General features: G+C 44.7%; 10 protein-coding genes and 1 pseudogene. 6 read left to right on the top strand and 5 right to left on the bottom strand.

Features of this window, described 5'->3' with window-relative positions:
• Nucleotides 1-79: 79 nt before the first annotated feature.
• Nucleotides 80-1552 (bottom strand): aldehyde dehydrogenase family protein, encoded by a 1473-nt coding sequence (locus tag ACT7WV_RS09830; RefSeq protein ID WP_445102732.1) that lies wholly within the window; start codon nt 1550-1552, stop codon nt 80-82.
• Between the two features lie 241 nt (nt 1553-1793).
• Between ACT7WV_RS09830 and ACT7WV_RS09835 the strand changes: the two genes are divergently transcribed.
• A complete protein-coding gene (locus tag ACT7WV_RS09835) occupies nt 1794-2174 on the top strand; it encodes a transposase (RefSeq protein WP_445102733.1) in 381 nt (126 codons plus the stop codon).
• Between the two features lie 149 nt (nt 2175-2323).
• On the opposite strand, the gene ACT7WV_RS09840 is transcribed toward ACT7WV_RS09835, so the two are convergent.
• Nucleotides 2324-3514 (bottom strand): RICIN domain-containing protein, encoded by a 1191-nt coding sequence (locus tag ACT7WV_RS09840; RefSeq protein ID WP_445102734.1) that lies wholly within the window; start codon nt 3512-3514, stop codon nt 2324-2326.
• A gap of 424 nt (nt 3515-3938) precedes the next feature.
• Here ACT7WV_RS09840 and ACT7WV_RS09845 point away from each other — a divergent pair, with 424 nt between their 5' ends.
• A complete protein-coding gene (locus ACT7WV_RS09845; protein ID WP_445105741.1) occupies nt 3939-4082 on the top strand; it encodes a hypothetical protein in 144 nt (47 codons plus the stop codon).
• A 2-nt stretch (nt 4083-4084) separates the two neighbouring features.
• Here the strand turns inward: ACT7WV_RS09845 and ACT7WV_RS09850 are convergent, their stop codons facing one another.
• On the bottom strand, nt 4085-4786 hold the full coding sequence (locus tag ACT7WV_RS09850; protein ID WP_445102735.1) for a class II aldolase/adducin family protein: 702 nt from the start codon (nt 4784-4786) through the stop codon (nt 4085-4087).
• Nucleotides 4787-5024: 238 nt separating this feature from the next.
• Here ACT7WV_RS09850 and ACT7WV_RS09855 point away from each other — a divergent pair.
• From ACT7WV_RS09855 to ACT7WV_RS09870, 3 genes and pseudogenes are all read left to right on the top strand, one after another.
• Nucleotides 5025-6297, top strand: a pseudogene (locus ACT7WV_RS09855) (RNA-guided endonuclease InsQ/TnpB family protein).
• Nucleotides 6298-6343: 46 nt separating this feature from the next.
• Nucleotides 6344-10126, top strand: coding sequence for a magnesium chelatase subunit H (gene bchH, locus ACT7WV_RS09865; RefSeq protein WP_445102738.1), 3783 nt, complete (start codon nt 6344-6346; stop codon nt 10124-10126).
• Nucleotides 10127-10332: 206 nt separating this feature from the next.
• Nucleotides 10333-10659, top strand: coding sequence for a YbjQ family protein (locus tag ACT7WV_RS09870; protein WP_445102739.1), 327 nt, complete (start codon nt 10333-10335; stop codon nt 10657-10659).
• 31 nt (nt 10660-10690) lie between these two features.
• Here the strand turns inward: ACT7WV_RS09870 and ACT7WV_RS09875 are convergent, their stop codons facing one another.
• Nucleotides 10691-11158 carry a hypothetical protein gene (locus tag ACT7WV_RS09875; RefSeq protein WP_445102740.1) on the bottom strand — a complete coding sequence of 156 codons (468 nt, stop codon included), beginning with the start codon at nt 11156-11158 and terminating at the stop codon, nt 10691-10693.
• Nucleotides 11159-11482: 324 nt separating this feature from the next.
• Between ACT7WV_RS09875 and ACT7WV_RS09880 the strand changes: the two genes are divergently transcribed.
• Nucleotides 11483-13000, top strand: coding sequence for a glycosyl hydrolase family 57 (locus ACT7WV_RS09880; protein WP_445102741.1), 1518 nt, complete (start codon nt 11483-11485; stop codon nt 12998-13000).
• Nucleotides 13001-13234: 234 nt separating this feature from the next.
• Here ACT7WV_RS09880 and ACT7WV_RS09885 read toward each other — a convergent pair whose 3' ends face one another.
• Nucleotides 13235-15220, bottom strand: coding sequence for an amylo-alpha-1,6-glucosidase (locus ACT7WV_RS09885; RefSeq protein ID WP_445102742.1), 1986 nt, complete (start codon nt 15218-15220; stop codon nt 13235-13237).
• Nucleotides 15221-15297 lie beyond the last annotated feature (77 nt).

Here is a 15297-nt window from a genome sequence, read left to right on the forward strand (position 1 = left end):
AATATGCACCTCAGTAGTGTTTTAATTACTAGGCTAAACCCCACCTGTTACTTTGTCTGGTGATAAAAAGTAATAACCTCTACAATTTCACCGTGACTGTCTTCACTTCAGTGTATTGCTGCAAGCCGTACTCGCCTAATTCTCGACCAATGCCAGACTGTTTAAAACCACCAAAAGGAGCAGCAGCATCAAAGACATCAAAGCAGTTCACCCAGACAGTACCAGCACGAAGACTGTGAGCGATCGCGTGGGCTTTGGTAATATCCTTAGTCCAAACGGCCGCAGCCAAACCATAAATTGTCGTGTTGGCTCGCTTAATTACCTCATCAATATCTTTGAACTTGATAATGCTCATTACTGGACCAAAGATTTCCTCTTGGGCAATCTTCATCTCATCCTGAACATCGGCAAAGATAGTAGGCTCAATAAAATAGCCCTGCGAACCAGCTTGACTACCACCACATAACATCTTCGCCCCTTCCCGTTGGCCAGACTCAATGTAGCTCATTACCTTGTGGAACTGCTCCTTGTCCACCTGTGGCCCTTGTTCTGTCTGGGTATCAAACGGGTTGCCTACGGTGCGTCGTTTCGCCCGTTCTACACTTTTGGCAACAAACTCGTCGTAGCACTTTTCTTCAACAAATACCCGTGAACCGGCACAGCAACACTGTCCTTGGTTAAAGAACAAACCAAAGTGAGCCCCTTCAATTGCCTGATCCATGTCAGCGTCAGCAAAGACGATATTGGGACTCTTGCCACCTAATTCTAGGGTGACGCGCTTCAGATTACTCTTGGCCGCTGCCTCCATAATCAGGTGGCCCACCTCAGTTGAGCCAGTAAAGGCAACTTTATCTATGTCCATGTGGCGAGCAATTGCACCTCCAGCAGTTGGGCCATAGCCAGAGAGAATGTTGACCACGCCGGGGGGAAAACCCGCTTCCACAATCAGTTCACCGATGCGTAGCGCAGATAAAGGGGTTTGTTCAGCGGTTTTCAGGATAACAGTATTGCCAGTGGCCAAGGCTGGGGCCAGCTTCCAAGCTTGCATTAACAGTGGGAAGTTCCAGGGAATAATCTGGCCAACCACACCCACTGGCTCATGACGTGTGTAGCAGAAATAAGGGCCATTGATGGGAATAGTCTTGCCTTGAATTTTATCAGCCCAGCCTGCGTAGTAGCGGTAACAGGCAATAACTAGGGGTAAATCTGCCTTGAGGGAATCATTAAGCGGCTTGCCATTGTCTAGAGTTTCCAGGCGTGCCAGTTCCTCAATGTTTTGCTCAATCAAATCAGCAAGTTTGTAGAGTAACTCGCCGCGCCCAGTGGCAGACATATTTTTCCAGTCCCCACTACTAAAAGCCTTCCTTGCCGCTTCCACTGCCCGATCAACATCAGCAGCATCAGCTTCAGCAACATGGCAAATTACCTCCCCCGTGGCTGGGTTAATTGTCTCGAACCGTTTCCCGGAAACGCTGTCCACCCATTCATTGTTGATCAGCAACTGAGTTGGGCCGATTTTCACCTTTTGCTCTGGTACGGAGGCAATGACCATAATCAGTCTCCTTCATTTTGTTTTACACCCAATCCCAATTGTCAATACTTAGGAGAACCTTTAACCTAAATTTTAGAAAATATTAATACTAGGTTTAGGTTTCGTAAAACACCTACAAGCTTCCCAGATGAGACTGCTAACCTGAAATGGCTAAATGTTTGCTAAAAATGGCAAGCAGGGGAGCAGGGGGCAAAAGTAATTTGTAGTATTCTTTCTTCTATTTCAGAGAAGACCGAGACTGATGACACAGGAGATAGTAGAAAAGTTAGAAACAGAACTCCAAGACCCCGAAGGGTTTGAGAGTTATCAAGAAGTTCAAAAATGGCTGTCAAGCTGTTACGACTTACAAGTATCTTATCGCACAGTACATCAATGGGTACGCTATCGACTCCAAGGAAAATTAAAAGTGCCACGTCTTCAACCGGCTTATAGTCCGGAAGTGAATCCAATCGAAAGATTGTGGGAGTATTTCAAAGAGAAACTAAAATGGGAAAGTTTTGACAGTTTACAGGATTTGAGAGATTCTGTGCAAGAAATCTTGAGCCAATTAAGTACTCAAGTCATTAGTTCTTTGACAGGATGGCAGTTTATTTTAGAGGCTTTATCTGTAGCAGGCATTTAGGAAATTGGTATTAGTCATACAGGATTAAACAGGCTTGTGAAGACTTAACGGTGAGCGTCAGCGGCTGAACATAACGCTGTATTAAACCGGATCTAACTCTAGAAGTCCACTTCACGCAAATGTTAGGCAGCCCTTTCGTAATTGTTTAGCTACAGAGGAGATATTCTCCATTCCTGGTCAGGATGTGAGACACATTCCCATGAGTTGACACCTACTCCATTGCGGTCAGCACTTTGTAAATTCAGGCAACTTCCCCAGTTTCGATTCTGAATCCTAACGTATCCATTCCCAACATCAGTAATTTTCCATTCCTGGTCAGGATGTGAAACACATTCCCATGAGTTGACACCTACTCCATTGCGGTCAGCATTCTGTAAGTTCAGGCAACTTCCCCAGTTTCGATTCTGAATTCTTACCCATCTTCCCTCAAGAAGAGAAGGACTGATTTGAGATTGAGCTATGGGGGATGGAGGTGTAAAGCCTGCTATAGCCTGATTCACTCTTTCAAGCACCTGACGCTGAATATAAGCATCTCTAGGCATCGGGTTATGTGTTAAGCGCTTTGCTTTAGTTCCATTAGAGCCAGACCAGCAACCACCAAAATTACAGCCTGGTAATCTCCACCCTTCGCAAGTAACCTCTTGTGGACCACAAGAAACTCTAATTTCTGAATCATCTGCATTTCTGGCAAGATTCTGTGGTCGTTGGTCGCAAGTTCCAGCTCGACAACCATTAATCGATCCACTTCCTCGGCTGTCAAAAGGAACTATATTGTCCGTAGCAAAAGCATTTTCTTGCCATCGATTAAAGAAGTAATCAACATTGGAAGGTACACCATGATCTCGAATTGGAGTTCGAAATCCTCCAGCTCCAACTGGATCAATGACCCCCAAAAACTGAATAGTTCTGTTAACACGATGAGCTAACTTTATTACAGAGTCTCCACCATAACTATGACCAATAATAACTAAAGGCCTGTTGGGAGCAAGTTGATTATTGATAAAATCAGAAGCATCACGGATAAAGTCTGCATCATTAGATGTAGAATATCTTCCTAATACCCCGATATCAAGGTTTTTTCTTTGTCGTCCACCATGTTGAAAATGATCCCATGCCGTCATTCTAAATTCAGCATTTGGGATATTCCATAGTTCTCCCATGTACAGACTACTTGTAGAAGACCAAACACAACAATCAGCATTGCCGTTTACAAGAATGACGTATGGTCTTGGAGATTGAGCCCAAGCTTCTTTTATCTTTAGATGAGGCGAGTAAACTACTTGAGTCGCCGCAATAGCTGTGGTCAAGCTTAAAGTTGCGATCAATTTTTGCAATTTCATATCAACAGTCTCCAAAGCACAGAACTACTGATCTTAGTTGCATTGGAGTAAAGCTCTTACTTTAAATCCTACTTTTGGATAAAAGTTATAGTCCTCAAAATTTTAGAATTTGTTTTATTTATTAAGAAAAATTAGCATAAATCACTTAAGCGAACCTACTTTCAGAAGTATGCCTAACGGCGGAGTTGAACCGCACCTTCGGCTAATCGCCTTCGGGCAATTAACGAGGTGTCGGTTCCAACGAAGTATTGTTGTACCGTTGGTTAATCATGGCGAATCTAATACCCTGGGATGATTTTGAAGAAGAATATGCTCAAAATTTTACCGAAGAAATAGGAGCACCCGCCCTACTGCAATATATACAGCATTTCTCAGGCTAATGAGGTACTAATAATGGGATTTAAGACTGGTTCACTCATTGCTGTTGCTGTACCTCACCGGAGTGGAAAACGCTGTAGACTGGAATAACTTCAATGAATCGGGAGATTTTAAATCTCAAGTAGAAGCCTTTAAAGAGTATACAGGACGGTATCCAGAATCGGTACATGCTTTAGATAGAGGCATGTAACTTTAGCCGTCCTGATTTTTCCTAATTGGTTGAACTCCGTAGGTTTTAAACTTTTCCATGACTATCTGCATTTCTTGCTCACTCAACAGTTGTGCTTTTCCGTAAATCGGGTTAACACTGAGGATTTTCAGATACATTTCGGCTAAAGTTTCTACTTCTTGAGCCACTCTGAGGGCTTGCTGAAGACTCTTACCGCAGGCAATTACACCATGATTTTTTAACAAACAAGCTAGTGTATTTCCCAACGCTTGTAGGGCATTATTGCTCAGTTCTTGGGTGCCAAAAGTAGCATAATCGGCTATTTTTATACTGCTACCGCCAGTTTTCGCAACCATATAATGAAAACTAGGTATCGGTATGCCCAGACAAGCTAGTGCTGTAGCATGAATGCTGTGAGTATGAACAATGGCGTTAACATCAGTTCTGTGCAACATAATGTCGTAGTGAAAACGCCATTCCGTGCTGGGCAAATAACCATTATTGTCAATAACTGGTTCTTGGTCTTTGTGTAAGTAAATTTGGCAAATCTTTTCGGGAGTTAAATCTTCGTAATCTATGCCACTGGGTGTAATGGCTATGGCTTCGCCTTTAGCGTCTCTGACTCTGGCACTGACATTCCCGCTAGTGCCTTGATTAATACCGATGCTGTTCATGCGCAAACAGGTATCAATTATCTGTAGTGCAGCCTTTTTTTCCACAGTCATTTTCTATTTTCAATTTCCCTTGATGATCATGCAGCAAATACCTGGGTCTGAATACCTCTTAACTAATGGTGGGGGTTTGGGGGAGGCAATAAGTCCCAGACTCTACCTAACAAAGTGAGCGTTGAGATACATGGACATACCCCAAGCAAATTTTATCCGGTCAATCCCGGTAAAATTTGCAAGTTTCCGAATTAGCCTTACTGGGAATGTTTATAATAGTAAGAGAAGGTGATAAGCAATGCTACATCAAGCCGTCAAAGTTAGGCTATATCCGACAACTGAACAACAAGAGGTACTAGCTCAACACTTTGGTTGTTCTCGCTGGTGGTGGAATTATGCACTCAATCTGTGCATTGAAACCTACAAATCAACAGGTAAAGGCTTGAGTCAGTCTGCATTAAACTCCTTTCTTCCCAAGCTCAAGAAACAAGAAGAAACCTTATGGTTAGCTGATTGCTATTCACAGGTTTTGCAGGCTACTACACTCAACTTAGTGACTGCTTACAGAAACTTGTTTGAGGGTAGGGCGAAATACCCCAGATTCAAGTCAAGGAAAAATAGGCAGTCTATTCAATACCCTCAGTCAGTCAAAGTCGTTGATGGATGTCTCAAGTTTCCCGGTCGTGTAGGTATTGTCAAGGCAAAACTTCATCGACCAATAGAGGGAACACTCAAGACTGTAACCGTCAGTATGACCCCATCTGGGAAGTATTATGCTTCTGTGTTGATGGAGTTACAGGGAAATAACCCGACACCTAGCATTGAGGGGAAAGTAGCGGGCATTGATTTAGGATTAAAGGATTTTGCCATTGTCAATGATGGCATTAAAACCTCTAAGTTTGCCAATTCTAAACACTTAGCAAAGCATGAGCGTAACCTCAAGAGAAAGCAGCAAAAACTAGCGAGAAAAGTCAAAGGAAGTAATTCCAGAAATAAAGCTAGAAAACTAGTAGCTAGGGTTTACGAGCGAGTCAGTAATGTCCGTCAAGACTACTTGCATAAGCTATCGAGAAAGCTTGTTGACGATAATCAAGTCATCGTAGTCGAAAGTCTCAATACTAAGGGCATGGTTCGTAACCACAAACTAGCCAAAGCAATCTCTGATGTGGGTTGGGGAATGTTCGTCAATTTTCTCTCATACAAACTAGACCGTGAAGGCAAAGTATTGGTAGAAATCGACCGATGGTTCCCTAGCTCAAAACTCTGCTCTCATTGTCACTATCAGATAAGCGAGATGCCACTGGAAGTCAGGACTTGGACTTGTCCAAACTGCGGCACTCATCATGATAGGGACGGCAACGCTGCCATCAATATCAGAGTAGAAGGTATCAGAATGCTCGCCGTAGGATGCAAGGGAGGGCTGTTCGGTCTTGGGAACCAGGACTGCTGCTGATGGAGGGGAAGTAAGACCAAAGCTTGGGCGTAAGCCTAAGTTGTGGCATTCCCTCATGAAGTCAGAAGCCGACGCTGTACTCTTAGCGAAGCGAGGCGTTAGCCTAGAGTCAGCCTAGGTAGTTCACGATCGAAGATAAAGCAATATTTCGAGCTTAGGGCATCATGAAACGCATCGTTTTAATTGCTGGGTTTGAATCCTTCAATGCTGACTTATACCGCCAAGCTGCTGAGTTGGCGGCTAAACGCTGTCCAGACTTAGATATTCGGGTATTTAGTGATTCTTCTCTCAGCAGTGAACCCACCACCGTAGCAACCGCACTCCAAGATGCCGATGTCTTTTTTGCCAGTCTGATTTTCGATTATGACCAAGTGATTTGGCTGCGTGACAGGGTGCAGCAGATACCGATTCGCCTCGTCTTCGAGTCAGCCTTAGAATTGATGAGTCTTACCCAGATTGGTGCCTTCAAAATCGGGGATAAGCCCAAAGGCATGCCCAAACCCGTTAAATTCATCCTCGATAAATTTAGCAAGGGGCGAGAAGAAGACAAACTGGCTGGTTATATCAGCTTTTTGAAAGTTGGCCCTAAGCTGCTGAAATACATTCCCGCCAAAAAAGTCCAAGACTTGCGTAACTGGCTGATTATCTATGGTTACTGGAATGCTGGCGGGCAAGAAAATGTGGCGTTTATGTTCTGGACACTAGCCCAAAAGTACTTGGGGTTAGAGGTGGGAGACATTCCGCCACCAGTAGAAACCCCCAATATCGGGTTGCTGCATCCCGACTATTTGGGGAGTGGCAAGAAAACTTTTCCTCCGGGGGAAGCTGCTTATTTTGAGTCGCCTCGACAATATTTGGCATGGTATCGCCAAATTAAGCCGGAAACTTGGCATTTGCCAGTAGTCGGAATCTTGCTGTATCGCAAACATGTAGTTACGAAACAACCTTATATTCCTCAGTTAATTCGCTATTTTGAACAAGCTGGGTTAGTGCCATTACCGATTTTTATTAATGGCGTCGAAGGACATGTCGCGGTGCGAGATTGGATGACATCGGCGGATGAAACTGCCCAAAGACGTGCCGGAAACGTGAAAACTCCCTCCTTATCTACTGAAGCTGTAGAGGTAGATGCAATTGTTTCCACCATTGGTTTTCCCTTGGTAGGTGGGCCCGCTGGTTCCATGGAAGCAGGGCGTCAGGTGGCAGTGGCTAGAGAAATTCTCACGGCAAAAAATGTCCCTTATCTGGTTGCCGCACCGCTGTTAATTCAGGATATTCACTCTTGGACAAGGCAAGGTATTGGCGGGCTGCAAAGTGTCGTCTTATATGCACTGCCGGAACTGGATGGGGCAATTGACCCGATACCCCTGGGTGGTTTGGTGGGAGAAGATATTTACCTGATTCCAGAACGGGTTAAGCGACTAACTGGACGGTTGAAGGGTTGGATTGCCCTGAGAAAAACACTGCCTGCTGAAAGAAAGATTGCGGTGATTCTTTATGGTTTCCCGCCGGGGTATGGGGCAACAGGGACGGCGGCTTTATTAAATGTACCGCGATCGCTATTGAATTTTTTGCAGGCGCTTCAAGAACAAGGTTACCAGGTTGGGGAGTTACCGCAAGATGGGGAAGAGTTAATCCGCAGGGTCAAAGAAGCAGATGAAGGAACCACAGATACACGCAAATTAACACAGATAGATCAGCAATCTGTCGGTGTTTCTCGGTCTGTAGTTAATGTTAAAACTCTGCAAAAATGGTTGGGTTATCTGTTAACTACGCGTATTGAAAAGCAGTGGCAATCTCTGACGGGTACAGGAATTAAAACCTCTGGGGATGAATTCCAGATTGGCGGCGTGCAGTTGGGTAATGTTTGGATTGGAGTACAACCTCCTCTGGGTATTAGCGGTGACCCGATGCGGTTGATGTTTGAACGGGATTTAACGCCTCATCCCCAATACGCTGCCTTCTACAAGTGGTTACAGCATGAGTTTCAGGCTGATGCGTTGGTTCACTTTGGCATGCATGGCACGGTGGAATGGTTACCGGGAAATCCTTTGGGCAATACGGGCTATTCTTGGCCAGATATCCTGCTGGGAGACATGCCCCATCTATACATATACGCGGCGAATAATCCCTCGGAGTCAATTTTGGCGAAACGCCGGGGCTATGGTGTGCTGATTTCTCACAATGTACCGCCCTATGGCCGCGCTGGTTTGTATAAAGAATTAATGACACTGCGGGATTTAATTGCAGAATATCGCGAAGATCCCCAAAAGAATTACACTCTCAAGGAGGCGATTTGTAAGAAAATTTTAGATACGGGGTTAGATGCCGATTGTGCCTTTGAAGAAGCGAAGAAACTGGGCATTAACTTCACACCAGAAAATGCCCGGATGTTTAGTGCAGATGTGTTTAACCGCTATCTAGGCAAGTTGTATGAGTACTTACAAGTAGTAGAACAACGCCTGTTTTCTTCTGGGTTACATACATTAGGACAAGCACCGGATGCAGAACAAATGGCTGCTTATCTGCGGGCTTATTTTGGTGAAGAGTTATCGGAAGAGGCATTAGTAAAAATTACCAACCCAGAGGCACAGCCTTTGTCGCCACAAAATAACGGTCAATCGGCACACCTAGAAGAAGCCTTGCAAATCCGTGACTTATTAAGGCAAACCACAGACGAAATCACTAATCTGTTGCGGGGGTTGAATGGGGAATTTATTCCACCAGCACCAGGGGGCGATTTATTGCGAGATGGCCCTGGTGTCTTGCCCACAGGGAGAAATATTCATGCCCTTGACCCCTATCGCATGCCTTCACCAGCAGCTTATGAACGGGGTAGAGAAATTGCTCAAAAAATTATCGCCGAACACCAGTCAGAACATGGTGAGTATCCAGAAACTGTAGCAGTGATGTTATGGGGGCTAGATGCGATTAAAACTAAGGGTGAATCCTTGGGTATTCTTTTGGAATTGGTAGGGGCAAAACCTGTTAAGGAAGGCACAGGGCGAATTGTGCGTTATGAATTACAACCACTAGCAGAGGTGGGACATCCCCGGATTGATGTCTTAGCGAATCTTTCTGGTATTTTTCGGGATAGTTTTGTCAATATTCTCGAATTACTGGATGATCTATTCCTGCGGGCTGCTGAAGCAGAGGAACCACAAGAAGAGAACTTTATTCGCAAACATGCTTTAATGTTGCACTCTCAAGGGGTAGAAAATGCCTCAGCACGATTGTTTTCTAACCCTGCTGGGGATTTTGGTTCCCTGGTGAATGACCAAATTACTGATGGTAATTGGGAATCAGGGGATGAGTTAGGGAAAACTTGGCAAAGTCGCAATGCTTTTAGTTATGGTAGGCAAGATAAAGGTCAAGCACGCCCCGAAGTCCTTAATCAGTTATTGAAAAGTACCAGTCGCGTTGTTCAAGAAATTGATTCGGTTGAGTACGGTTTAACTGATATTCAAGAATATTACGCCAATACAGGTGGATTGAAACGGGCAGCAGAAAAACAAGGGGGTAAGAAGGTAAGCACCTCTTTTGTGGAAAGTTTCTCGCAAGATACGACACCCCGGAAATTAGAAGATTTATTGCGTTTAGAGTATCGCAGCAAGTTACTTAATCCTAAGTGGGCTGAGGCAATGGCCAATCAAGGTTCCGGCGGTGCCTACGAAATTTCTCAACGGATGACAGCGTTAATTGGTTGGGGTGGTACGGCTGATTTTACTGATGCTTGGGTGTATGACCAAGCGGCGGATACTTACGCCTTAGATGCAGAGATGGCGAACAAGTTGCGAGAGGCAAATCCAGAGGCATTTCGTAACGTTGTAGCCAGGATGTTGGAGGCAAATGGACGGGGTTTCTGGCAACCGTCTGAGGAAAAATTGCAGAAGCTAAGGGAATTGTATGAGTCAACGGATCAGGAATTGGAAGGGGTGACGGTTTAAATGACTATAATTAGTTCAAAACTTGAGGTATTAGAAAAAGCGACCGCCTTTTCTGACAGGGAGGGAACTTTTGTTAATTTGCCTTTAGTGATGCAGATCTCTTAGTAAGTTCTGACCCCAAAGAAAAATGGAGTTTGTTTACCAATAATTATCCTATCATAAGGAAAATTGCCTTATTCTTGAAAGTCCTATAGTTAGGTTAATCGATGATTGTAACTACAACTGATGTCATCCAAGGTGCTGTTGTGGAAACTTATTTAGGAATTGTCACGGCTGAAGTAGTTTATGGCACCAACGCCTTACGAGATTTATTTGCTGGAATTCGAGATTTTATCGGAGGACGTACTGGTAGTTACGAACGAGTCTTTGAGAAAGGGCAACTTAAAGCTATCAAAGAATTAGAAGAACGCGCTCAGCAATTAGGTGCAGATGCTGTGATTGGTATTAAGCTTGACACTGGTACGATCAATGTAGATCAAACAGGAGCATTGTTACTGATTACCGCTACAGGTACAGCCGTGAAGTTACAATGAGTTTAATTACCTCACTGTAACTTCACCAGGGCTAGCCTTCTGACTTCAGAAACACTCCTAAGCCGAAGTGACAGTTATCTGTAGAACACTCGTTCATTTTTACGTTCACCTGATAGCTGCCCTCCGTTGGTGGTCTATAATTAACTACCGCGATCGCATACTCGGCAACATCGGCAGCCACCTGATTACCGTCACCGTCCTTGATAATCAAATCGACATCATCACAGCGCTGATCACAAACGGCGACAAAACTGTACTCCCCCTTAGGATAAAGCCGCACTGTCTTTGGTGCTTGGGCTCCTCGAGCTAGCTTGGACACAGTTCTAGGAAACGCCAGTTCGTAACCCTCATTGCTCTGTGCTCGAATCACGGCTTGAATCTGAGCTTCTACCTCTTTTTCAGGTTCCTCTAGCTCCCTAGCAGTTACTCTGAATCCAAACGTGGTGCCTAAGAAAACAGCTATTACAGGCAACATTAAATGTTTGAGCTTCATGGTCATGGCTATATCAGAGAAAGGGAGTATCTTAGCATTTACCAAGCTCAAGCTTAGCGCTTGGCACACCCACAGTCATTATTTGACTACTAGGGCTTGTAGTATAACCCCACTATAGCTACTGATTGACCAAGAAAGAGAAAGCGGAATTGAACCTAAGAATTAGTCCAGCTTTTTTCTTCAGTAGTCGCTTTGATCTTAGACAAACAAAAGTCAAAGAAAGTAACAACACATGCTGAGGAACTATTCTTACTGCTTTTAGTTTTTTAAGCTGTGTTAGTTGGTATAATTTATTATTCTTAAAGTTATTTCGCAAAGAAATACTATAAAATGACTTCTTTTTCCACCCAAACTACACTCACACCTTTATCAGAAATTATTGATGGATTGCCCAATATTTGCGGTCATGAAGCAGAGGTATTGGCAGTAGTAAATGATAATCAACCTGTATTTTTAGACAAGACTAATCTTCGATTAGAAGAAATAACCGCAACTTTTGCGATCGCTTTGCATATGCACCAGCCAACCATCCCTGCTGGCTCAAATGGCGAACTAATTGGTCATTTGCAATATATGTTCGAGCATCAGCAAGAAGGAGATAACCATAATGCAGAGCCATTTGCCTATTGCTATAGCCGCATGGGAGATTTTATCCCCGAATTAGTCGCCTCCGGTTGTAACCCTCGTGTCATGCTAGACTACTCCGGCAATCTCCTCTGGGGACTGCGACAAATGGGACGGGGAGATATCCTAGACAACCTCAAGCGCATCACCTGTGACCCAACTTACCAACCTTATGTAGAATGGCTAGGCACTACCTGGAGCCATGCGGTTATTCCTTCCACGCCAATACCAGATTTGAAGTTGCATATTCAAGCATGGCAACATCATTTTGCTGCAATTTTTGGTTGGGAAGCACTAGCAAGAGTTAAGGGATTTTCTCCACCAGAAATGCATCTTCCCAATCACCCAGATACCCTGTTTGAATTTGTTAAAGCACTCAAAGAATCTGGATATCGCTGGTTATTAGTTCAAGAGCATTCTATTGAAACTCTAACGGGTCAACCGCTGCAAGACAAACATCTACCTCACCGTTTAGTTGCCCGTAATTCTTGGGGAGAAACGATCAGTATTACGGCACTAATTAAAACCCAAGGTTCCGACACAAAATTAGTAGCTCAAATGCAGCCTTACTACGAAGCTAAAACCTTGACAAAAAGGCAGTTAAGTAATGTTTCAGTACCACCAATTGTCAGTCAAATTGGGGATGGTGAAAACGGCGGAGTGATGATGAATGAATTTCCTAGCGGATTTAAGCAAGCTTGGTACGAAATGGCAGCTCAAGGAGGAGGAAAAACTGGCGTTGTTGGAGTTACAGGCACCGAATATTTAGAACTGATAGAAGCTGCTGGTTGTCAGCCAGAAGACTATCCAGCTTGCCAAGCAATAGGTCAACATCAAATTTGGCAGCGAGTTTCACCAGAGAGTTCTACACCCGATCTAGTCACTCAAGCGATTGAAGAATTAAAGCAAAATAACCCAAACTTTCACATGGATGGAGCCTCTTGGACAAACAGCATTAGTTGGGTCAAAGGATACGAAAATGTTTTAACTCCCATGAACCAACTTAGTGCAGAATTTCATCAAAAAATTGATCCATTGCTCCAAAGCGAGTCACCATCTTCAGTAGCAGAAAATATTACCAAACAACCCCATTATCGCGAAGCACTAATCAACAACCTGTTGCTACAAACTAGCTGTTTCCGCTATTGGGGACAAGGAGTTTGGACTGACTACGCCCGCGAGATTTATCGAAGGGGCGAGGTGGGCATTCAAAATAACTTCTAAGAGCCATTTCACTACCAGAGCAATCCGAGATGAATTGCGGTAACTACATATTTGATCTCTTGTCCATCTGTAGTTAAACAGCACTGATTTAAAACATTCATCTCAACCGAGCAATCCTTGTGCAGGGGTTTTGGGGGGAAGTCTCCCCCATCTGGATTTTTAACGACACCATTCATCTGTGGTGAATTTCTTCATAAATCACGGAAAACTGCTATAGCCCTTCAAAGCTAGGAACTACAAATGCTGACCAATAGCTTCCCAAGCCTGAAGCACTTGCGCCACCGTCCAAGCTTGGGCAATACATCCCCGTGGGTTCATCGGCGCATCACCATCAAAAATCTCGCTGAGACTACCAACGCCATGTGCTTCTAGATGGTTAATCATCGGCTTGAGGAAACTCAAAGCCTGCACTGGGTCATGATAAACACGCAAGTGTGCCAAAACAAAGGGGCCAATTAACCAACCCCAAACCGTTCCCTGGTGATAAGCACCATCCCGACGAAGCTGATTCCCACCATAGATACCCCGATACTGGGGATGATCGGGGGCTAGCGATCGCAAACCGTGAGAAGTGAGCAGAGATTGAGCGATCGCTTCCACCACCAACCTTTGCTCAACCGCTTCCAAGGGACTCTCTGGCAACGAGACAGCGAATATTTGATTAGGTCGCAACGAAGCATCTTCTCCCTCTGGGCCGTCTAGCACGTCGTAGCAGTAACCAACCGCCTCGTTCCAAAATCGTCTGAATCCTGCTGCTGTCTGCTCAGCCTTGGTCTGATATTCTTGGCTCGGCTGATTGATTTTGTCAGCAAACACCGCCATAGCACGCAAAGCGTTATGCCAGAGGGCATTGACTTCTATCGGTTTACCAATGCGGGGTGTAACTACCCAGTCATCAACTTTGGCATCCATCCAGGTCAGTTGCACACCATCTGTGCCCGCATAAAGTAACCCATCATCGGTATCGAGGTGAATGTTGTAGCGTGTCCCTCGACAGTGCCAATCAATAATATCTGCCAGTACTGGAAATAGTTCTTCTAGCAGGCTATTATCCCCAGTTGCCTCGTAGTAAGCACGAATTGCTTCAAAATACCAAAGAGTAGCATCTACGGTGTTATATTCCGGTATTTTACCGAAATCGGGAAAGCGATTGGGCAACATTCCCTGACTCACGTATTTGGAGAAAGTGCGCAGAATTTCCCTTGCCACATCCCAACGACCAGTAGAGATTGCCAAACCGGGCAGACTAATCATCGTGTCACGACCCCAGTCACCAAACCAGTGGTAACCAGCGATAATAGTTTTGCCGTCAGGTTCACCTGAGAGAGGGCGATTGACAATGAACTGGTCAGCAGCCAGGACTAGCTGATTTACCCAATCAGCAGTTTTTTTCCTAGCAACAGGTTGCTTGGCTTGCCAGAGTTTGAGCAAGTCTTGCTCATAAACTCGACGCAATTCTAAGACTACCTCACCGTTCAAACCTGGGTGCCTCTCAGTGCTGGCAACAAAAGTGAGTGATTCTCCTGGCTTCAAGGTAGCCTCAAAGGTAGCGGCATGCAGATGATCCTCATAATCTATAAGTCCTCGGTAGCCCTCTACTGCTAAGCCAAAGCCGTAATACCAGTTATGAGTACAGGAAACCTTGCCTTGATTAGTGAACAGGTACAGACTAGCAGCCTCCGGAAAAGCCGTAACGCAACATCCCCGTTCCATCTCATCGACACTCATCCGCCAGCCTCCCGCTTGGGTGTTACCGTGATGGTCACGATAGTTGACCAGTGCTTTGCTCGTTAGTGTTAGAGGTTGAGTAGCACGGCTTAGGTAGTAATGAACATAGGTAGTATTGCTGCCTGGATGCATCCAGATCCGTTTTTCCAAGAGGGCATCTGCACAAGCAAATCGCCACACTGGTATTTTTCCTTCTAACTCGAAGCTCTCAATATATCGATAGCCGTGGGGACCAATCACTCCACTTGCCCAATGATTGGTACTTAGGGGATAAAAACGTCCATCATACAGGACAGTTTCCTCTAGTTTGGCAAGCAAAAGAGTTCGCCCCAGAGGTGGGTTGAGTGCTGCCACAAGTAATCCGTGATAACAGCGTGTTAACTGACCGGTAAGTGTACCTGAGGCATAACCGCCAATGCCATTACTGACCAACCACTCCCGCGCTGTTGCCTGCGAGATATTACCGCATATTTCTCGTCCAAAGTCAATCATATTTTCTTCAAGGTTCTTAATATTAGCTTTTTTCTCTAAACCTTCCTTAATTCGATCCCATTGTCATCATTCTTTGA

The organism is Symploca atlantica LB2515 (assembly GCF_052546295.1).